Source organism: Spongiactinospora rosea (genome assembly GCF_003315795.1).
Taxonomy (GTDB): Bacteria; Actinomycetota; Actinomycetes; order Streptosporangiales; family Streptosporangiaceae; genus Spongiactinospora; species Spongiactinospora rosea.
In genome coordinates, this window is record NZ_QMEY01000032.1 from 69782 (window position 1) to 88319 (window position 18538).

At 67.6% G+C, this 18538-nt stretch carries 21 protein-coding genes and 1 pseudogene; 7 read left to right on the forward strand and 15 right to left on the reverse strand.

All coding sequences use genetic code 11. The features are described 5' to 3' along the window. The first annotated feature begins 146 nt into the window (after positions 1-146). Positions 147-335, forward strand: coding sequence for a hypothetical protein (locus DP939_RS40290; RefSeq protein ID WP_147268329.1), 189 nt, complete (start codon positions 147-149; stop codon positions 333-335). Positions 336-579: 244 nt separating this feature from the next. Here DP939_RS40290 and DP939_RS40295 read toward each other — a convergent pair whose 3' ends face one another. From DP939_RS40295 to DP939_RS40305, 3 genes are read right to left on the reverse strand one after another with little or no spacing between them, the layout of a single operon-like run. After that, positions 580-861, reverse strand: a complete 282-nt coding sequence (locus DP939_RS40295; RefSeq protein ID WP_113986111.1) for a metal-sensitive transcriptional regulator — start codon at positions 859-861, stop codon at positions 580-582. A gap of 25 nt (positions 862-886) precedes the next feature. Next, positions 887-1948 carry a glycosyltransferase gene (locus DP939_RS40300; protein WP_225878789.1) on the reverse strand — a complete coding sequence of 354 codons (1062 nt, stop codon included), beginning with the start codon at positions 1946-1948 and terminating at the stop codon, positions 887-889. A gap of 8 nt (positions 1949-1956) precedes the next feature. Continuing rightward, positions 1957-2781, reverse strand: coding sequence for a hypothetical protein (locus tag DP939_RS40305; RefSeq protein ID WP_225878790.1), 825 nt, complete (start codon positions 2779-2781; stop codon positions 1957-1959). A gap of 437 nt (positions 2782-3218) precedes the next feature. Here DP939_RS40305 and DP939_RS40310 point away from each other — a divergent pair, with 437 nt between their 5' ends. Continuing rightward, a complete protein-coding gene (locus DP939_RS40310; protein ID WP_199565730.1) occupies positions 3219-3572 on the forward strand; it encodes a beta/gamma crystallin domain-containing protein in 354 nt (117 codons plus the stop codon). A 424-nt stretch (positions 3573-3996) separates the two neighbouring features. Here DP939_RS40310 and DP939_RS40315 read toward each other — a convergent pair whose 3' ends face one another. The 6 genes from DP939_RS40315 to DP939_RS40330 all read right to left on the reverse strand — a co-directional run bounded on the left by DP939_RS40315 (position 3997) and on the right by DP939_RS40330 (position 7073). Next, entirely contained in the window at positions 3997-4731 is a 735-nt protein-coding gene (locus tag DP939_RS40315) for a hypothetical protein (RefSeq protein WP_113986114.1), read from the reverse strand. A 25-nt stretch (positions 4732-4756) separates the two neighbouring features. After that, positions 4757-5449 (reverse strand): pentapeptide repeat-containing protein, encoded by a 693-nt coding sequence (locus DP939_RS40320; protein WP_113986115.1) that lies wholly within the window; start codon positions 5447-5449, stop codon positions 4757-4759. Between the two features lie 69 nt (positions 5450-5518). Beyond that, positions 5519-5692, reverse strand: coding sequence for a multiple cyclophane-containing RiPP AmcA (amcA, locus tag DP939_RS49170; protein WP_318656344.1), 174 nt, complete (start codon positions 5690-5692; stop codon positions 5519-5521). Further along, positions 5689-6009, reverse strand: a complete 321-nt coding sequence (locus tag DP939_RS48300) for a hypothetical protein (RefSeq protein WP_225878791.1) — start codon at positions 6007-6009, stop codon at positions 5689-5691. Before DP939_RS48300 ends, amcA begins: the two co-directional genes overlap by 4 nt. A 58-nt stretch (positions 6010-6067) precedes the next feature. Then, positions 6068-6622, reverse strand: coding sequence for a radical SAM protein (locus DP939_RS48305; protein ID WP_225878793.1), 555 nt, complete (start codon positions 6620-6622; stop codon positions 6068-6070). Between the two features lie 163 nt (positions 6623-6785). Further along, on the reverse strand, positions 6786-7073 hold the full coding sequence (locus DP939_RS40330; RefSeq protein ID WP_147268330.1) for a hypothetical protein: 288 nt from the start codon (positions 7071-7073) through the stop codon (positions 6786-6788). A gap of 269 nt (positions 7074-7342) precedes the next feature. Here DP939_RS40330 and DP939_RS40335 point away from each other — a divergent pair. Both DP939_RS40335 and DP939_RS40340 read left to right on the forward strand, forming a co-directional pair. After that, a pseudogene (locus DP939_RS40335) lies at positions 7343-8160 on the forward strand (helix-turn-helix domain-containing protein). Then, the gene (locus DP939_RS40340; protein WP_404828625.1) at positions 8157-8363 is read left to right on the forward strand and encodes a DUF397 domain-containing protein; all 207 of its coding nucleotides are present in this window, start codon (positions 8157-8159) and stop codon (positions 8361-8363) included. The pseudogene DP939_RS40335 and the gene DP939_RS40340 overlap by 4 nt, the downstream one beginning before the upstream one ends. 334 nt (positions 8364-8697) lie before the next feature. On the opposite strand, the gene DP939_RS40345 is transcribed toward DP939_RS40340, so the two are convergent. From DP939_RS40345 to DP939_RS40370, 6 genes are all read right to left on the reverse strand, one after another. Further along, complete coding sequence (locus tag DP939_RS40345; protein WP_199565731.1) at positions 8698-9216, reverse strand: DUF6879 family protein; 519 nt, start codon at positions 9214-9216, stop codon at positions 8698-8700. 734 nt (positions 9217-9950) lie between these two features. Further along, complete coding sequence (locus DP939_RS40350; RefSeq protein ID WP_113986119.1) at positions 9951-10367, reverse strand: SgcJ/EcaC family oxidoreductase; 417 nt, start codon at positions 10365-10367, stop codon at positions 9951-9953. A 264-nt stretch (positions 10368-10631) separates the two neighbouring features. Continuing rightward, positions 10632-10811 (reverse strand): hypothetical protein, encoded by a 180-nt coding sequence (locus tag DP939_RS40355; protein ID WP_113986120.1) that lies wholly within the window; start codon positions 10809-10811, stop codon positions 10632-10634. 536 nt (positions 10812-11347) lie between these two features. After that, positions 11348-13480, reverse strand: a complete 2133-nt coding sequence (locus DP939_RS40360; RefSeq protein ID WP_225878794.1) for a (Fe-S)-binding protein — start codon at positions 13478-13480, stop codon at positions 11348-11350. Positions 13481-13601: 121 nt separating this feature from the next. Further along, complete coding sequence (locus DP939_RS40365; protein WP_113986121.1) at positions 13602-14240, reverse strand: TetR/AcrR family transcriptional regulator; 639 nt, start codon at positions 14238-14240, stop codon at positions 13602-13604. Next, a complete protein-coding gene (locus DP939_RS40370; protein WP_113986122.1) occupies positions 14237-15055 on the reverse strand; it encodes a sugar phosphate isomerase/epimerase family protein in 819 nt (272 codons plus the stop codon). The genes DP939_RS40365 and DP939_RS40370 overlap by 4 nt, the downstream gene beginning before the upstream one ends. Positions 15056-15191: 136 nt before the next feature. Here DP939_RS40370 and DP939_RS40375 point away from each other — a divergent pair, with 136 nt between their 5' ends. From DP939_RS40375 to disA, 3 genes are all read left to right on the forward strand, one after another. Continuing rightward, entirely contained in the window at positions 15192-15890 is a 699-nt protein-coding gene (locus tag DP939_RS40375) for a class I SAM-dependent methyltransferase (protein WP_113986145.1), read from the forward strand. Between the two features lie 45 nt (positions 15891-15935). After that, complete coding sequence (gene radA / locus DP939_RS40380; protein WP_113986123.1) at positions 15936-17339, forward strand: DNA repair protein RadA; 1404 nt, start codon at positions 15936-15938, stop codon at positions 17337-17339. Positions 17340-17450: 111 nt separating this feature from the next. Continuing rightward, on the forward strand, positions 17451-18533 hold the full coding sequence (gene disA, locus DP939_RS40385) for a DNA integrity scanning diadenylate cyclase DisA (RefSeq protein ID WP_113986124.1): 1083 nt from the start codon (positions 17451-17453) through the stop codon (positions 18531-18533). Positions 18534-18538 lie beyond the last annotated feature (5 nt).

Genomic DNA, 18538 nt, shown 5'->3' on the forward strand with positions numbered 1-18538 from the left:
CCTCCCAATACCCTCCGGTCTGAAGATTCATCGAATTGTGATCTCCGAACCGGAAAAGATCCATACCTGGATCGGGACCAGCCGGAAGGAATGGTCCCGATGGGCCATGTCGCCGAAAGGCCCCCAGTCGTAACCTCGTGATGGGTGTGGGCTGCGGAAGGAAGGACGACGCGGTGGGGCACGACGACATGGACCTGCGGGTCCACGACCGTGTCGCGTTGGACGAAATCGCGCTCTACGCCGAGGTGCTCACCGCCGTCGCCATCACGGAGCGACGGCTGACCTTGGAAGAGCTCGACAACGCGCTCGGATTGCGGACTCCGGCGAGCCACTGACGAGTCACTGAGACCATCACAACTGCCTAGTCCCGGCCTTGTCCAGGGCCGGGACTACGTATTTTTCGGGCCGGTGTACGGACTAGCCTCGTGCCGGGGGCCGGACTAGTCCCGTTTCTGAGCTCTTTTCATGATCTGGGCTCACGATGTGGTGTCCAGGCTCATCACTTGGGGTCCAGGCTCATGGCTTGGGGGTCTGGGCTCACGACTTGGAGGGCTGGGCTCACGACTTGGAGGGCTGGGCTCACGACTTGACCAGGCGGGCTATCGCCGCGGAGGCCTCCTTGACCTTCTCCGACGCCTCCGGGCCGCCGGAGCTGATCGCGTCCGCCACGCAGTGGCCGATGTGGTCTTCCAGCAGGCCCAGGGCGACCGCCTGGAGGGCCCGGGTGGCCGCGGAGACCTGGGTGAGCACGTCGATGCAGTAAGAGTCTTCCTCGACCATCCGCTGCAGGCCCCGGATCTGCCCCTCGATACGCCGCAGCCGGGTGAGATACGCCTGCTTGTCCCCGCTGTACCCATGCATGTACCCAAGCTACCGGTTAGCGGTATCACCGCAGGGTAGTGAACAGCTCCTCCCACTGTTCCGCCACAGCGGGAGCGGCGTACCCGGCGGCGCTCGCCAGCGCGCCCGCGCCGAGGGCCCGGCGCCGCCGCTCGTCGTCGATGAGGGAGAGCAGGGCCGCCGCGTACGCCTCCACGTCGCCCTCGCCCTCCGGCACCAGCAGCCCGTTGCGGCCCGGCGTGACGAACTGCCCCGGCCCGCGCGGGCTATCGAACCCCACCACCGGCACCCCGCAGCCCAGCGCCTCCATCACCGTCATGCCCAGCGCCTCGGCCTGCGAGGTGACCGCCACGATGGACGCCTTGGCGAACTCCCCGGTGAGGTCCGGCGTGGTCCCCATGAAGTAGACGTGGTTGTGCAGGCCCAGGGTGGCGACCAGGGCTCGCAGCCGCTTCTCCTCCGGCCCGCCGCCGTACAGGCGCAATCGCCAGTCCGGGCGCTTGTCGGCCACGGTGGCGAACGCGCGCAGCAGCCGGTCATAGCCCTTGACCGGCACCCAGCGCCCGCCGGCGGCCACGATCCGGTTGTCCATCCGCGAACGCGGCCATGGGGCCGCGGGCAGCGCGTCGGGCACCAGCCGTATAGCGGTTCCAGGGGCATTGTCCAGCAGCCGGGTCCACTCCTCGGCGGCGGTCTCGGTGGCCGTCACCACGCCGTCCAGCCGCGGGTAGAACCGTTTGACCGGAGCCGGGCTCGGCGGCCTGCCCCACTCCCTGGCCAGCTTCAGCACCTCGCGCGGCGCGTGCCTGGCGGCCTGCACGGCGAGCGCGGGCCTGGTGGTGATCAGTACGTCCGCGCGCAGCACGCGCAGCCTGCGCCACAGCGCGACCTCGGCGCGCATCTCACCGCGCGGGAGCAGGTGGCGTACGCCCGGCCGCACATCGACCAGCCAGCGCAGCTCCACCCGCGAATCGACCGGGAAGAACGGCTTGTCCCGGTGCCGTTTGACGCTGAGGATCTCCACCTCGTGGCGCTCGGCCAGCTCGGCCGCGAGATTGACGACGGACCGCACGTCACCGCGCATCCCGTACACCGACGGCAGCACCACGCAGATCCTCAAACGCCGACCTCCAGGCGCAGCTCGTCGTCGGCGGTGAAGGCCGGCCGGACGGGCACACCGTCCACGGTCGCGGCCGGGTAGTGCAGGCGGCGGCGTTTGCCGTCCACGTCGTCGAGCATCGCCGCCAGGCGCAGCGGGCCGGGCACGCCCTCCACCTCTAAGGAGGGCTGCCACTCGCCGGTGGCGGCGTTGGTCGCCTCGACGACGTCGCACAGCGACAGGGCCGCGTGGAACCGTACGCCCTGGACCGTCGCGGCGGCGGTGAGCACGGTGGCAGGTGTGTCCTGGTGCAGCGCGAGACGGGCCTCGTGGCGCGAGTCGTCGTCGGAAAGGCCGGTGTACGCGAGCAGCCCGGTCACCTCGAACCGGCCCTCCCGGAACCACACCGCCCGCACCTCCGCCACCGGCCGCGCCTCGGATATCTTCAGCGCCAGATTGCCGTTGAGGGTGCGGTAGGCCCGGTAGGCGATGGTCCGCCTGGCGAGCGCGTAGGCGTCGAGGTGATCGAGCGAGAAGCCGGGATCGGTGCTCTTCAGCCGTACCCGCTGCGCGCCCCGCCCGAGATAGGCGTCCCACCTGCCGGGTTCGAGCCGCAACGCGGCCAGCGACACGGCCAGCGCCGCGTCCCGCACCTCCGGGCTCCACGCTCCGAGCGGCACCCGCCGCTCCTCACCACTGCCCCGGCGGCGCAGCACCAGCTCCGCCTCCTGCCCGAGCGGGCGATCCACGGCGAGCCGCAGCGAGAGCACATCGGCCAAGGTGACCTCGGCATCGGTGACCACGACGCGCACCCGCCAGCCCTCCCCCTCGAATTGAGCCACGCGTCTGTGAGGTTACCGTGATTCTTCCGTAATGTGGAGAAGCCGCTTTGTCCAGACTTACCCACCCTCGCCCGAAGCCTGGCCGGTAAGGGACATCGGACGGCCCCTTCCCACGCCGACCGCCGCCACCCGCCGGCGCCCGCCACCGCCCGGCGCAAGGACTCGGCCGAACGACGCCACCCCGGCCCCGGCGGCCCGCCACGGCGACCCGGCCAACGGCTCGGGCGAGCCGGCTCCACCACCACCCACGAATGACCAGAAAGTGGATACCTATTGGGCTGTCAGATGGCCATTCATACGATGAGGATAAATGCGTCTGGAAAATCACTTAAAACGACAGCACAAGCTCCCTGAGAATCCTGCCGAGCTCGTCAGGGCAGCGAATTTCTGCAATTCATGAACCCCATCCCTCGGAAAGGTGAATTTCCGTGAAACGAATGGCCAAGAACGCGATTCTGGCGACACTGGCATCCGTCGCCATGACCGCCTCGCTCACCGTCACCGCGCCGGCCGCGTTCGCGATCAACAGGGTCGACTGCGGCCGCAGCGACTTCACGTGGGTCGAGCTCCACTTCTCCGGCGGCGGCGCCGAGGACTGGTGCTACGCCAATCGCGGTGAGGCCGGCATCCGCGGCGGCGCGTGGCTGGACAAGATTCACACGGGCAACAACCGCGTCCAGTGGTTCGGGGACGGAAGGTGGCAGCCCGCCCAGCCGATCAACAAGTGGACGACGTTCCACTTCCCGAACCACCCGGGCGGCGTCAACATAACCGCCATCAGAATCGTCTGACCCACCGGCGATAACAGGGGCGGCGATCGGGCCCGATCGCCGCCCCACCCCCTTGTTCCCGGTCATCAGTACCCCTATATCGGCAGCGAGCCCGCCCCATCAGGCCGGTAGCCACCGACTCGCGCCCATCCGGGTCCGCGCACGACCACACCCCCGCAGCGTCTTCGACGGCTTCCCGCAGCCGCAACGGACCGTGCCGACGTACCGTCCACCCGTTCCCCGCCTGCCGGGTGATCGCCTGGGAACCGGTGTCACGTACCTGCCACAACCACAGGAACTGGGGTGTACGGCCCGGCACATGCCGCCACCTCGTCGCCTCCCAATGCCGATCTCCAGGACCTTCTCACCGTCGCCGATACCGGCCATCAGGATTCACCGGCCATCATTGCCGGTGAACCGGATTCCAGACGACCCCGGTGCGGGATTACGGGCGAGGAGGTTCCGGCTGTTCGAGCCCCAGCCAGAAGGCCGCTGTAGAGGGCACGTCCGTACCCAAGGTGGATCCGTCATGGGGCAGCAACTCGGTCGGTGCGAGATATCCGTCTCCCTGCTCAAGCCGGATGCGCAGGCAGCGCAGTGGCCGTCCCTCCGCGACATAGCGGCGTACGTCATCGGTGTGCGGCCAGTTCTCAACTGCGGCCACCCCATACAGCTCCTGACATATCTCCTGAATGTCCCGATCGCCGAGGAGTAGATACCTTGGCCCTGGACCAAGGTTGAGGCCCAGCCGGCGGCGGGAACGGTGCCGGGCGGCCTGCGGTCGCCGATCGAAGTTGTCCACGTGCAGCCCGATGCGCTGGTCGATCGAGTGGTCCCTGGTGGTGGTCGTGAGACCTCCACGGTTCACCACACACCCGAGGAGTTCGGTCGGCCAGCGGCCGTCGAGCGGATCGAGCTCGGCCGCCGCGTCCCGCCGGCTGTGCTCGCCAGCGCCGAACAACGGCAACTCGCATCGCACCAGTTCGACAAGGCGGCCGGTCTCCGTCGCGTCCGACGCTTGAAACCGATCGGCCTCCTCCCTGGTCAAAGGCTGCCAGTCGTCCACCGGGACTACCGCACCTTCGTCGTAATCCTCCTTTGCGCCGGCCTGGCGGACCGTGGCGATCTCGCATCGTCCGATCAAGTCGGCGAAGGAATCGAAGATCAAGCGGATGCCCACGTTGTTCCCCCGTTCGATCGAACCGCTAGGCATCCTCGCCGTAGGTGACGTCCAGCTCTGCGGCCAGCGCCTCACCGAGTTGATGGACCTGCGACCGCTCGATCGTCACCCCCTTGAGGGAGCCGACGCCGCGGATGGCGGACAGGTCCTGGCCTCGTAGATCGCACCCACGGAGATGGCCGCCGACGAATTCGGTTCGCCGCAGTTCACACTCGTCGAACAGGGCCCTGCTGAGGTCTACTCCAGTGAAGGCCGCCTCCTGTAGCGAGCACCCCGTGAAGATCAGCCCCCCTGCACCACGATAGCGGTTGACGGCCGGGCTACTGGCGAAGCCGGCATAGTCCAGCCGACACCGCTCGAACATCACGTCGTCGAGAGTGACGTCGTCGAACGCGGCCCCGAGAAGCTTGCAGTTGGTGAACTTCACGCGAGAGAGCTTGCTATCACTCCAGCGCAGCTCGGACAGCTCGCAGTCCACGAACTCCACCGAGGACACCCGCAGGCCATGGAAAACCACACGCTGTACCCGGAGGTCGGCGACGCGCCCGGTCGAAAGGGCTATATCGTTCAGCGAAAGCTGGCGCAGGTCCGACCCGGCATAGACGAATTCGGCCAGCTTTCCCTCGTTGCCTACATCCAGCGAGTTCGTGGCTGTGAGAAATTCCTCCTCCACGGCGGGAAGCAGAACCTGCACACCACGAATCGTGCTGCATTCCATCGCTCAGTCTCCATTACGGCTCCAGCCGTCGGTGCCACAGCGCCCCGCAACGGCACCAGTCACTAAAACCTACTTTTTATTCCAGTTGTCCCAGCTCGGACGGTTATCAAAGGGTCCGGGGCTCTTCTTCCAGTTGTCCCAACTAGGCTGATTGTCGAATCCATCGATTGGAGGAGGGCCGCTGGAGGTCAACTCCATCATGACCGGCGCCCGCGAAGCGGCAAGTCGCTCTAGAATCGTCACCCGTTTTCCTCTCGTGTGGCCATGTCGGCCAGTGCCGTTACCAGGGCTTGCCGGGAGACGCGGCAGTAGTTGGTCTCAGTCCGGTCGAAGCGTCCGTGCTCGAAGTACCGGTTGCCCGCCTGGGCGCCGCGACACCAGGAGAAGAGGTCGCACGTGGTTTCGCAGCCATCCAGGCCGTCCAGGAACTCCTGAACATAACGAAGGCGATGGGCATGTGCCAAGATCACGGGGATGGACTGCCGCAGCACGTTGCCCGCCAGGAAGTCATCGTAGGCCGGGGCGGTGATACCGGCCAGTTCCGGGCTGAGCAGCACCACGTCCCCATTCCAGGCCACAGTGGGGATCGGATCGAGGAGGTGCTGGTCCCAGTGAGCCTCACAGCCCTCGCGGAGCAGGCGCCTGCGGGCCCACCACCGAGATCGCCGAGAAGGGGATGCGACGTTCCCGCAGGAGGGCGATGCCTTGGGTGATTCGGTCGAAGGCCGGCCGCTGCGCGATGTCCGCGCGGTCAGAATTCAGCTCTGCGGGGCCGTCGATGCTGACGCCTACATGAATGCCGTAGGCAACGATGAGGTCGCACCATTGGGCGTTGATCAAAGTGGCGTTGGTCTGGACACAGTGGCTGACGAATCCGGCGCGGCGCAGCTCCTCGAAGGGCTCCAGCAAGGCGGTGAACTTCCGGACCCCGAGCACAAGCGGCTCTCCTCCATGCCAAACGATCTCCAGGGGATGTTCCATTTCAGCCATCATTTCCACTGATATGGCGATAGCTCTGGACACCTCCACCGGCATCTCGTTTCTGAGACGACGATGAGGCAGGTAGCAGTACCCGCAGTCCAGATTGCACAAAGTGGTCGGCTGGATTATCAGGGCGCGCGGGCGAGATGCGAATCGAAGATCGTAGCGAGCGCGCCCACCGTGATGTGTCATCGCTTCTCCTGAGGATGCACCAGCTAAATGTACATGGCTATAAGCTGCCCAGCTGGTTAGTGTCCACTACGTCCGTTCGGTCCGCTTCAGGAAAATGAGGGACACCCTCCAACCGCCCCCTTACCCCCGCGGTCTCCCCGTCACCGGATGCCATGGCGGCCGGTCACATCTGCGCTCGGAATTCGTCGTACGCGCCCCGCCTCGCCTCCAGCACGAAGCGGCTCCAGGAATCTCCTGTGGTGACGATGTAGGAACGTGGGCCCGCTATCAGGTCACCGATGTTCAGCCTCAGCAGATCTTCGTACCGCTCCGGCGTGGCCGTGCCGCCTTTCACCGCTGTGAGCCATCTGCTGAACGCCCTGCGGGACATATGAATGCCGTTGCTGGTTTCGTCGCAGTCGTCCCATATACGCAGCCACGTTCCGGTACCGAGCCTGGCGACCTGAACCATCAAAGCCATTGCACAGCCTCCAGCTCTCGGCTCCCAGTCAAGAATTGTCCTATTTATCGGTTGTCGTATATCTGTCGGCGAGTGGCCTGCTGGCGTCATGATTGTATCCGTCATTTATAACGTCCATCGGGTGGTGCTAATGTGCCCGACGTCGGACGTTCCTGTCCGGTGGAGCCGCGCGACAATTTGGTGATTGTTGGCCACTCGTCGTGTCACCAGAAGTCTGATGTCGTCACCAGCCTGTCGGTCGCCAGGGAAATGGAGCCCCCATGGCCAAGGAAACGCACTCCCCGAAGTCCCGCTTCGGCGCCGAGCTGCGCCGCCGTCGCGAAGAAAAGGGCTGGACCCAGCGGAGCCTCGCGGCCCATCTAGGGTATGGGCATTCGCTGATCGGTCATATCGAACGAGGTACCCGAAACCCGCAAAAAGTGTTCGCCGAGAGGTGTGATGAGGTCTTTGGGCTCGATGGGTATTTTGTTCGACTCTGGCGCCTCACCAACGAGGCCCCGACAGGTCCGCTGTGGTACGCGAAGTGGAAGGACGAGATCGAGCCCGAAGCCGAGGTCCTGCGGACCTGGGACCCTCTGGTCATTCCGGGCCTCCTACAGACGGAGGCATACGCCCGCGCCCTCATCGCGGGCGGCGAGTCAGCCGCGCACGAAATCGAAGACCGAGTCCGTGCCCGAATGGGTCGTAGGGGCGCCCTAGAGCGCGCGAAGCCGCCAGAACTCTGGGTGTTCCTGGACGAGGGGTATTGTACCGCCAGGTCGGCACGCCACAGCTCATGGTCGATCAGCTTGATCACCTGCTGGAGGTGATGGCCAAGCCATGGGTGAGGGTGCAGGTCGTGCCCTTGAGCGCACACACCTATGCCGGTCTGGCCGGTGGGTTCATCATCGCGGAATCCAGTAGCCAGCCCACCGCCGTATCCATAGAATCGGCCGGACATGGCGAGGTATCCACAGAGCCAGAGCTGGTGCGCCTGATCTGGCGTCGATATGACAGGATACGGACCGAGGTACTCCGTCCCGATGAGACCGTAGACTTGATCACGAAAGCGCGGGACCAATGGATGCAGCAGATTTGAGCAGCGCCGACCTTTCCTCGGCCACTTGGAAGAAGAGCAGCTACTCTGCGGATGGTGGCGGCAACTGCGTCGAGATTGCCGGTAATATCTCCGGAGTCGTCGGAGTAAGGGACAGCAAGAATCCCACCGGCCCCACGCTCCGATTCACCCCCGACGAGTGGCGGACCTTCCTCACCGGCATCAAAAACGGCCAAACCCCCTAGCCGGCATCCCGACAGGCCCCCTTCCCTACCAAAGGTGGGGGCCTCGCCCCGCTGGCGCGATCATAAAAGGGGGCCAATGGATTCAGCAGGAGTGAGCAGCACGGACCTTTCCTTGGCAGTCTGGAGAAAGAGCTGTAGGTCAAGCGGCAGCGGTGGCAGCCGCGGTGAGGTGGTGGGAGCGGGTTCGGCCCAGGTACACCGCTCCTTGATCTCTTCTCTAGCCCACAGTGCGTCGTCCAAGTCAATGGGGCATAGTTGGCGATGGCTGCGAGCAATACAGGACTTCGAGGAATGGGCCCCTTGGCGAGCGAGGAGCGCTCCGGGCCGGTTACGATCAAGCGGGGCCATAGTCCGCATGGTCGATGGCCCGCTCCCAGACTGCATCGAAGGCGGAGATGCAGAGCTTGATCACCGAGGGTTCGTCACACAGCTCGTCGTCCAGGATCGAGCCGTCACCGGCGAAGTGGTGAAACCTGATGAGCCGGTCGTCGAACACCCAGAAGTCATTGCCCGGCAGCGCCAGATCGGACGCCTGACGCCGAGGGAGCCACCTCACTCGCTCACCGGCCGCGACGTTGTACTCCTGTGTTAGGGCGTGTTCATATCTGATGTAGTCGGCGAGCGGCTCCGAAACGATCCGCGCCCTGCGAAACTCGACACCGCGCGCTATGGCGTCGCCGATGGTGTCACGCCATTTGGTGAAGTCGATGTGATCGAGGCTCCCTGTCTCCAGCCACCTGCGGAAGTTGGGGTTGTCCGGGGAGTAGGCGTCACGCATCTCCAGGTGAATTGCGCTGCGTATCGCGCCCGCGATCAGTTCAGGGAATGGTGGGATCTTCCTCTTCGAGTTCACGCATCTTCTCCAATACGAGCCTTCTTGCACAGTGTGGGAGCCCCCTCGGGCTCCCATGGGGAGACCTCCACTGCTCGCCTGCAACGAGGTCACATCGCCAGTCTCCCCGGGCCAGCGGCATCGTCACCTTCCGCTTGAATCTATAACGGACCGTAGTCACGTAGAGGGCTTCCAGAGCCGCGGAGCAAGTAACGGCGAAAACCCGCCAAGCGACACAATGGCCTGCCCGTCGTACGGCGAGCGGCCACGGCACACACGAATCCCGGCCACAGGCACCCGCAGGGCGACGGGCCTTCGATCGTGGAGGCTTCCCGTAAAGGAACCCAGGCGAGAATGTGCGGCACGTGAGAAGCCCCGCGTCGGGCTAAGCCCGACACCAGGAAAAGCGTCCGAGCGCAGCGAGGGCCGAGCTTTTGGGCGCGCGAAGCGCGCTTGAGGAGGACGTGCTCACCTACGGTAGGGGCGTTGCCATTGGGAGGGCGCTTTAGCCGGTGCGAGGTACGGCGAGCGGCCACGGCACACGCGAAAGGCCGGGCACAGGGCGTGGCCGGGCACGGTGGGGCGGTGGTAGGAGGCTCCGCCGTACAAGAACCTGGGCCAGGACGCACGGCACACGAGAAGCGTCCGCGTCGGGCGGAGCCCGGCGTCCGAGGGCCATGAAAGGACCCCGCCGGCTGTGCCGGGCGGGGTCGTGTGTGCGTTCTGTCGCTGTGTGCGTGTCGCATCGAACGCGATCAGTCGGTGTCGACCACGATGGTGTTCTGGCAGGCGGTCAGGTACCACTGCCCGTCCTCCTTGGCCATGACGAACATCGGCGTGCCCACGTCCTTCGTCCCATCGAGGTTCCGGTAGACCTGGCGCACCTTCACGGCTGCGACGTCGGGACGGATGAACAGCACATGTTCGACCTCGAACGTGACCGTCGCGCCCTGCATTCCTCCGGGAAGGACCTGGTGGGTGAAGGCCGAGATCGCATCACGGCCGAAGAGACGCTTGCCGTGGCCTGTCGTCCAGATCGCGTCGGCCCGGAACAGGGCGACGAATTCGTCAGGGAGCTCGTTGTTCTGGACGTGCTCGACCTTGGCCACCACCTGCTTGATCGCTTCGATGTCGGCCTGGCTTGTCTGGTCGGCGATGCTCGTTGTGCTCATACTTTGGACGATAGGACCTTAAGTTGACTTGAGGTCAACAGCGTCATCCCCTGGCGCTGTGACCGGAAACGATCACCGGGTTGACGTGTAGGGCGGGCGGGCCTGCGCGTGGGGCCTGGTCGTTCTGGCCGCCGTTCTGCATCGGTCGGCGGGAGCACATGGGTGCCGAATCGGTGTGGTCACCCATGCCGGGTCCAGGGGCGCGGGCCAGGTGCGGCAGTACCTGCATGTGGCGGCTCAGGAAGGGCCATCCTGGTGGCCGGGTCAGTCGCCCCGCTTCCAGTAGTTGTCGGGATCGTCCTGGTCCGGGTGGCGTTCTTCGTCCACCCGTAGCATTTTCCGGTGCTCCCGTTCGATCTCCTCCGCGGTCCTGACGCCGCCCCGAGTCAGGAACCAGCCCAAGAGCCGGAGTGAAACCACCGCCGCCACCAGCAGCAGCACCATGAATCCCACCCCTACCAAAACGGTGAGTCCGTTCATGAGCCTTCCGCCATCCAGAGGAGCAGTTCGGCGGCTTGATCCGGGTTGTTGAGTGCCATCTCAACATGACCGCTCCGGGACGGGTCCGCTAGCTAGACACACGGCACGTGAGGAGCCCCCCGTCGGGCGAAGCCCGACACCAGGAAGACGTCCGAGCGCCAGCGAGGGCCAAGCTCTTCGGGCGCGCGGAGCGCGCTTGCCCGCCGAAGGCGGGGTATCGCTGTCTCCGTTGTAGGTGGTGCTGGAACGGCGAGGGGCCACAGCGCATGCGAAAGGCCGGGCACAGAGCGCAACAGAGCACGGCGGGGCGGGAGTAGGAGGCCCCGCCGTACAGGAACCTGGACCAGGACACACGGCACACCACAAGCCCGCACGCCGGGCGAAGCCCGACATCAGGAAAGCCGCCGAGCGGAGCGAGGGCCGAGCCCTTCGGCCTTCGGGCCGAGCGTTAGCGAGGGGTCTTTCGGGCGCGTGCGTGTAGCGCGCGCCCGAAAGCATGATCAGGGGGTGGGGGCTGGTTCGCCCTTGATGGAGCGGATCAGGAGTTGGGCGACGTCCACGACCTCCAGGGACTCCTTGGCCTCGCCCGCGTTCTTCTTCTCGCTGATCGCGTCCCCCAGCATCACCAGGCAGAACGGGCAGGCCGTCGAGACCCGGTCCGGATCCGTGGTCAGCGCCTCGTCCACCCGTTCGGTGTTGATGCGCTTGCCGATCCGCTCCTCCATCCACATCCGAGCACCGCCCGCCCCACAGCAGAACCCCCGGTCCTTGCACCGGTGCATCTCCTGCGTACGCACCCCCGGCACCTTGGCCATGATGTCGCGCGGCTGCGCGTAGACCTTGTTGTGCCGCCCCAGGAAGCAGGGGTCGTGGTAGGTGATCTTCTCGTCGATCGGGGTGATCGGGGTGAGTTTGCCCTCCTCCACCAGGTGGGCCAGCAGCTGCGTGTGGTGCACGACCTCGTACTGGCCGCCGAGCTGCGGGTACTCGTTGGCGAGGGTGTTGAAGCAGTGCGGGCAGGTGGCGACGATCTTCTTGACGCCCGCGTCGTTCAGGGTCTCGATGTTCTGCTGGGCGAGCATCGAGAACACGAACTCCATGCCCAGCCGCCGCGCCGGGTCGCCCGTGCACGCCTCCATCGGCCCCAGCACCGCGAACTTGACGCCCGCGATGTGCAGCAGCTCCGCGACCGCCTTGGTGGTCTTCTTGGCGCGGTCCTCAAGCGCGCCCGCGCAGCCGACCCAGAACAGGTACTCGGCGTCCTCGGGCATCTTGTCCTCGACCATCGGGACCTCGAAGTCCAGCTCCTCGATCCACTCGGCGCGCTTCATCTCGGACATGCCCCACGGGTTGCCCTTGTTCTCCAGGTTCTTCAGCATCACCCCGGCCTCGGAGGGGAAGCTGGACTCGATCATGACCTGGTAGCGCCGCATGTCCAGGATGTGGTCGATGTGCTCGATGTCCACCGGGCACTGCTCCACGCAGGCCCCGCAGTTGGTGCACGACCACAGTACGTCGGGGTGGATCACGCCGTCCTCGCCCACCAGCGGCTTGCCCGCCAGGGCCAGGACGTCCTCGGGCAGGTTCTCGCGTTCGGACTCGCTCGCCATCAGGTAGGGGGCGATCTTGAAGGCGTGGTCGCGCTGGTCGAGGATCAGCATCTTCGGGGAGAGCGGCTTGTCGGTGTTCCAGGCGGGGCACTGGGACTGGCACCGGCCGCACTCGGTGCAGGTGTAGAAGTCGAGGAAGCCCTTCCAGGTGGTGTCCTCGATCTTGCCGCGGCCGAACACGTCGGTGTCGGGGTCGGCCTCCTCGAAGTCGAGGAGCTTGCCGGCGCTGCGCATCGGCTGGGCCGCGCCGTTGCCGTCGGGGCGGCGGGAGAACAGCACGTTAAGGGGGGCGGTGAAGATGTGCAGGTGCTTGGAGTTGAGCACGATGACCAGGAAGATCAGCATGACGCCGATGTGCAGGAGCAGGCCGACGTGCTCAAGTGCCTGGTTGGCGCCGGCGCCGAGCGGGCGCAGCAGGGCCGCGGTGGCCTCGGAGACGAACGCGCCGCCCTCGTAGGGGAAGGCGCCGGTGTTGATGGCCGCGCCTCGGTACAGGAACATCGTCCAGATCACGTTGAAGATCATGATCAGGACGAGCCACGCGCCGCCGAGGTGGGAGCCGGAGAAGCGGGAGTCGCGGCCGAGGGTCTTCGGGGAGTTCTTCGCGCGGATGACGGCGAACGCGACCAGGCCGAGCAGCGCGGCGGCGGCGATGAAGTCCTGGAGGAAGCCGAGGACCGCCCAGGTGCCGATCAGCGGGATGTGGAAGTCGGGGGTGCCGGTGATGCCCCCCTGGATCAGCGCGCCGTACGCCTCGATGTAGACGGTGAGCAGGATGAAGAACGCCCACATCACGAAGAAGTGCGCGGTGCCGGACGCCGTCCACTTGAGCAGCTTGCGCTGCCCGAAGACCTCCACGAGCTGGGCCTTCAGCTCTGCGCCCGCATTGTCCTTGGCGTACGCGACCCGCTCGGGGGCCGGTTGCCCGGCCATGGCGAGCCGATACAGCCACAGTGCGCGACGGGCCGCCAGCGCCACCGCCACGGCGGTCATCACGAGTCCGATGATCGCTACCAGGAGCACCTGGACCTCCCACAACTACCTTGGCTGTCAGCGTAGACCGCCGCACGCCCACAACGGCGACAGGGCACCAGGCTAGAACAATGCTCGGTGTATTGTGCGCGCGGGGGGGCACCCCGCCTGGTCAGTCGCCCGTCATGTACCTCTGGATGGACGGCCCGACCAGCTCCGCGACCTCGTCGATGTCGGCCGAGGCGAGCGGTTCCAGCCGCACGATGTAGCGCATCATCAGCATGCCGAAGATCTGCGAGAACGCCGCCTCCATCCGCATCGGCGGCACCCCGGCGACCGCCATCACCCGCCCGAGGATGGCCCGCGTGATGAACTCCCTGATCATCGTCAGGGCCTGCTCGTTGGTCATCGCGGTGCGCATCAGCGCCAGGATCGGCTCGCGGGCGGCGGGCTCGGCGGTGACCGTCAGGATCTCCTTGACCAGCCGGTACCCGACCCGGTCGCGCGGCCCCTCAAGCACGCGGGTCACCACCTGGCCGGGGTCGGCGGGCAGCCGCATCGCCGCGACGAAGACGCCTTCCTTGCTCTCGAAGTAGTGGTGGACCAGCGCCGGGTCCACCTCGGCCTCCCGCGCGATGCCGCGGATCGTGGCCTTGTCGAACCCCTTCTCGGCGAAGATCTTGCTGGCCGCGGCGAGGATCTGGCCCCGCGTGTCGGCGGTGCCCGGACGCCTGCCGGGACGCCGGCGCGTGGCCGCGCCGTTCTCGTGCTCCTGTGCCGTGCCCACCGGCCCGGCGGCGGACTCGCTCATGCGCCGGCCGTGGACGCCGCGAGGTGCAGGCGGGCGAAGGCCAGCCCCTCGGCGAGGTCGTCCACCCGCTCGGTGCGGCTCGCCGCCTTGCGGGTGTTGATCTCCAGCACCACCAGCCCGTCGTAGCCGGTCGTGGCCAGCCGCTCCAGGATGGGCGCGCAGGGCTGGCCGCCCCGGCCGGGCACCAGGTGCTCGTCCTTGTTGGCCGTGCCGAGGCCGTCGGCCAGGTGCAGGTGGGCCAGCCGGTCGCCGAGCTTGGCGGCCATCTCCAGAGCGTCGGTCCCGGACACCGCCGTGTGCGACAGGTCGAGCGTCACCTGCGGGAAGTCGTGGTCGACCGGGTTCCAGCTCGGGGCGTAGGGCACGACCTCGTTGCCGCGCGCCCGCAGCGGGAACATGTTCTCCACCGCGAAGGTCACGTCGGTCTCCTCACGCATCCGGGCCAGGCCGGTCTCGAAGTCGCGGGCGTAGTCGCGCTGCCACCGGAACGGCGGATGGACCACGACGGTCCTCGCGCCCAGCCGCTCGGCCGCCTTCTGTGCCCGCACCAGTTTGGCCCATGGGTCGCGGCCCCACACCCGCTGGGTCACCAGGAGACAGGGCGCGTGGATGGCCAGGATCGGGAGCTGGTAGTGATCGACCAGACGTTCCAGGACATCGACGTCCTGGCTCACCGGGTCGGCGCCCACCATGATCTCAACGCCGTCGTACCCCAGCCTGGCCGCCAGCTCGAACGCGTCGGGCGTGCGCTCGGGGTAGACCGACGCGGTGGACAGCGCGATCTTGGCACTGGGCACCCGGAGCACGTCACTCACTTCGCGACCTCATTCGGTAGACACCGCATTCGGTTGACACCGCACATAAGCCAGACTAAGCCGGTGCGCCAAAGAGTGGCGTCATAGCATCCGTGGGGCACGTCACTCGCGCGGGATGCGCGTAGGGTTCCACACCATGGGTCGGATCGCGAAAGGGGCCATTCCCAGCCCTAACATCTGGAACAACCCCCGGACCTACGAGTTGGAGAACCGCGCGGTCGATCCGGAACGCCGGGCCGACGCCGCGCTGGCCGAGATCCGGCCGCTGACCGGCGCGGTCGTGCTCGACATCGGCTGCGGCACCGGGTTTCACCTGCCGTCGTTCGCCGCCGTGGCGCGCGAGGTGGTGGGGGTCGAGCCGCACGGCGACCTCGCGGCGCTCGCCGTACGGCGCTGCGCGTCCCTGCCCAACGTCAGCGTCCGCGCCGGGTCGGCCCAGGCGTTGCCGCTGCCCGACGCGTCCGTGGACGTGGCCGTGGCCCGCTGGGCGTACTTCTTCGGCCCCGGCTGCGAGCCCGGCCTGGCCGAGCTGTCCCGGGTCGTACGACGCGGCGGCGCCGCGTTCGTGATCGACCTGGACGCCACGCGCGGGGCCTTCGGCCGGTGGTTCAGCCGTACCGTGCCGACCTACTCCCCCCGCGCCGTGGAGGACTTCTGGACCCGCCAGGGTTGGCAGCGCCGCCCACTGGACCTGCGGATGGTCTTCGACCGCCGGTCCGACCTGGAGGCGGTGCTGCGGATCGAGTTCACGCCGGAGGTCGCCGACCAGGCCATCGCCGAGACCCCCGGCCTGGAGATCGCCTACCCGAATGTGCTGCGCTGGAAGTCCTACTAACTTTGTCGGCCCAGATTGTCGGCGCGGCCCGCTAGCCTGCGGTGCATGGCCAAGACTGCGCAAAAGCCCGGCTACCGCTGCGCGGAGTGCGGGTGGCGTGCCACCAAGTGGGTCGGGCGCTGCGGGGAGTGCCAGGCGTGGGGCACGGTCGAGGAGGAGGGCGCCAAGGGCGGGGTCCATGTGGCGGCCGCCGGGGCGGTCACCGCGCCCGCCGTGCCGATCGGGCAGGTCAAGGCCGAGATCGCGGCGGCCCGCACCACCGGGGTCGGCGAGCTGGACCGGGTGCTCGGCGGCGGCCTGGTGCCCGGCGCGGTGGTGCTGCTGGCCGGCGAGCCGGGCATCGGCAAGTCCACCCTGCTGCTTGAGGCGGCGGCGCGGATCGCCCGCGCCGAGACCGTCCTGTACGTCACGGGCGAGGAGTCCGCCGCCCAGGTCCGGCTGCGCGCCGACCGCATCGGTGCGCTGCAGGACCGCCTCTACCTCGCCGCCGAGACCGACCTGTCGGCGCTGGTCGCCCACGTCGAGCAGGTCCGCCCCGACGTGCTGATCGTCGACTCGGTGCAGACCATCGGCTCGGCCCAGGCCACCGGCGTGCCCGGCGGGGTCACCCAGGTCCGGGAGGTGGCAGGCAACCTCGTGCGGCTGGCCAAGGAGCGCGGCATGTCCACCGTGCTCGTGGGGCACGTCACCAAGGACGGTTCAATCGCCGGTCCGCGCGTCCTTGAGCACCTGGTCGACGTGGTGCTGCACTTCGAGGGCGACCGCCACTCCCGGTTGCGCCTGGTCCGCGCGATCAAGAACCGCTTCGGCCCGGTCGACGAGGTCGGCTGCTTCGACCTGCACGAGCGCGGTATCGACGGGCTGACCGACCCGACCGGGCTGTTCGTGTCGCGGCGCGGCGAGCCGGTGCCGGGCACCTGCGTCACGGTCACGGTGGAGGGCACCCGCCCGCTGCCCGCCGAGGTCCAGGCGCTGGTGGCGCGCACCGAGGCGCAGCAGCCCCGGCGCAGCTCCTCCGGGCTCGACCCGTTCCGGGTGACCATGGTGCTGGCCGTCCTGGAGCGACGGCTCAACGCCCGGCTGAGCGGCTGCGACGTCTTCACCGCCACGGTCGGCGGCATCCGGCTGGGCGACCCGGCGGTCGATCTGGCGGTGCTGCTCGCGGTCGCCAGCGCGGCCGGTGACAAGCCGCTGCCGGCCGGCATGGTGGTGCTCGGCGAGGTCGGGCTGGCGGGCGAGCTGCGCCCGGTCCGCGACGTGCGCAGGAGGCTGTCGGAGGCGGCCCGGCTGGGGTTCTCCCGGGCGCTGGTGCCCGCGGGGTCGCTCGACGTCACGGAGGGCGGCCCGGCGTCGCTGGTGCCGGTGGGCGACCGTACGGCCAGCCTGGCGTCCGGTTTCGACGTCACGGAGGCGGAGCACGTGTGGGACGCGCTCCGGCATGTCACCTGACGTTCCACCGGCCGTGCGACGAGACCAGACCGATCTCCTGGCACGCCGGTAAGCTGGAGTGTGGTAAAGCGCGGCGGGGGTCATGCGTAGGGCGGGACCAGCGGGGGTCATGTGGCAACGAACGACAAGGGGATCGACGAGCGGCGAAGAGCCACCCTTGCCGAGGTCGCACCCGGCACCGCGCTGCGCGACGGCCTGGAGCGGGTCCTGCGCGGGCACACCGGGGGCCTCGTGGTGCTCGGCTACGACAACACCGTGGAGCAGTTGTGCAGCGGCGGCTTCGAGCTGGACGTCGACTTCTCCGCCACCCGGCTGCGCGAGCTGGCCAAGATGGACGGCGCGATCGTGCTGCGCGACGACTACAAGATCGTGCGTGCCGCGGTGCACCTGGTGCCCGACCCGTCCATCCCGACCGACGAGGCCGGCACCCGGCACCGCACCGCGCAGCGGGTGGCCAAGCAGACCGGCCGCCCGGTCATCTCGATCAGCAAGTCCATGCGGATCATCGCCCTCTACCTCGACGGCATCCGCTACGTGCTGGAGGAGTCCGCGGTCATCCTGTCCAAGGCCAACCAGGCCCTGGCCACCCTTGAGCGCTACAAGCTCCGCCTCGACGAGGTGTCCGGCACGCTTTCGGCGCTGGAGATCGAAGACCTGGTGACGGTCCGCGACGTCGCGGTGGTCGCGCAGCGGCTGGAGATGGTCCGCAGGATCGCCCGCGAGATCGAGGACTACGTGGTGGAGCTGGGCACCGACGGGCGGCTGCTCACCCTCCAGCTCGACGAGCTGGTCGCCGGGGTCGAGCCCGACCGCGACCTCATCGTCCGCGACTATCTCCCGGACGGCGGGCGGCGGCCGCGCAAGGTCGCCGACGCGCTGCACGACCTCGACCAGCTCTCCCAGGGCGACCTGCTCGACCTGTCCAAGGTGGCCCAGGTGCTCGGCCACACCGGCGCCGAGGCGCTGGACACCCCGGTCAGCCCGCGCGGCTTCCGGCTGCTGGCCAAGGTGCCGCGGCTGCCCGGCACGGTCGTCGATCGGCTGGTCAACCACTTCGGCGGGCTCCAGAAGCTGCTCGCGGCCAGCATCGACGACCTCCAGTCGGTCGGCGGCGTCGGCGAGGCCAGGGCGCGCAACGTCCGTGAGGGGCTGTCCCGCCTGGCGGAGTCCTCCATTCTGGAACGTTACGTGTGACCTCC

Bases quoted from the DNA above. Each gene is read 5' to 3' on its own strand.
- DP939_RS40295 (WP_113986111.1), bottom strand. From the start codon at position 861: ATGCATGGGTACAGCGGGGACAAGCAGGCGTATCTCACCCGGCTGCGG.
- DP939_RS40310 (WP_199565730.1), top strand. From the start codon at position 3,219: ATGGCCAAGAACGCGATTCTGGCGACACTGGCATCCGTCGCCATGACC.
- DP939_RS40320 (WP_113986115.1), bottom strand. From the start codon at position 5,449: ATGGAATGCAGCACGATTCGTGGTGTGCAGGTTCTGCTTCCCGCCGTG.
- DP939_RS48305 (WP_225878793.1), bottom strand. From the start codon at position 6,622: ATGACACATCACGGTGGGCGCGCTCGCTACGATCTTCGATTCGCATCT.
- DP939_RS40330 (WP_147268330.1), bottom strand. From the start codon at position 7,073: ATGGTTCAGGTCGCCAGGCTCGGTACCGGAACGTGGCTGCGTATATGG.
- DP939_RS40350 (WP_113986119.1), bottom strand. From the start codon at position 10,367: ATGAGCACAACGAGCATCGCCGACCAGACAAGCCAGGCCGACATCGAA.
- DP939_RS40355 (WP_113986120.1), bottom strand. From the start codon at position 10,811: ATGGTGCTGCTGCTGGTGGCGGCGGTGGTTTCACTCCGGCTCTTGGGC.
- DP939_RS40365 (WP_113986121.1), bottom strand. From the start codon at position 14,240: ATGAGCGAGTCCGCCGCCGGGCCGGTGGGCACGGCACAGGAGCACGAG.
- DP939_RS40375 (WP_113986145.1), top strand. From the start codon at position 15,192: ATGGGTCGGATCGCGAAAGGGGCCATTCCCAGCCCTAACATCTGGAAC.
- radA (WP_113986123.1), top strand. From the start codon at position 15,936: ATGGCCAAGACTGCGCAAAAGCCCGGCTACCGCTGCGCGGAGTGCGGG.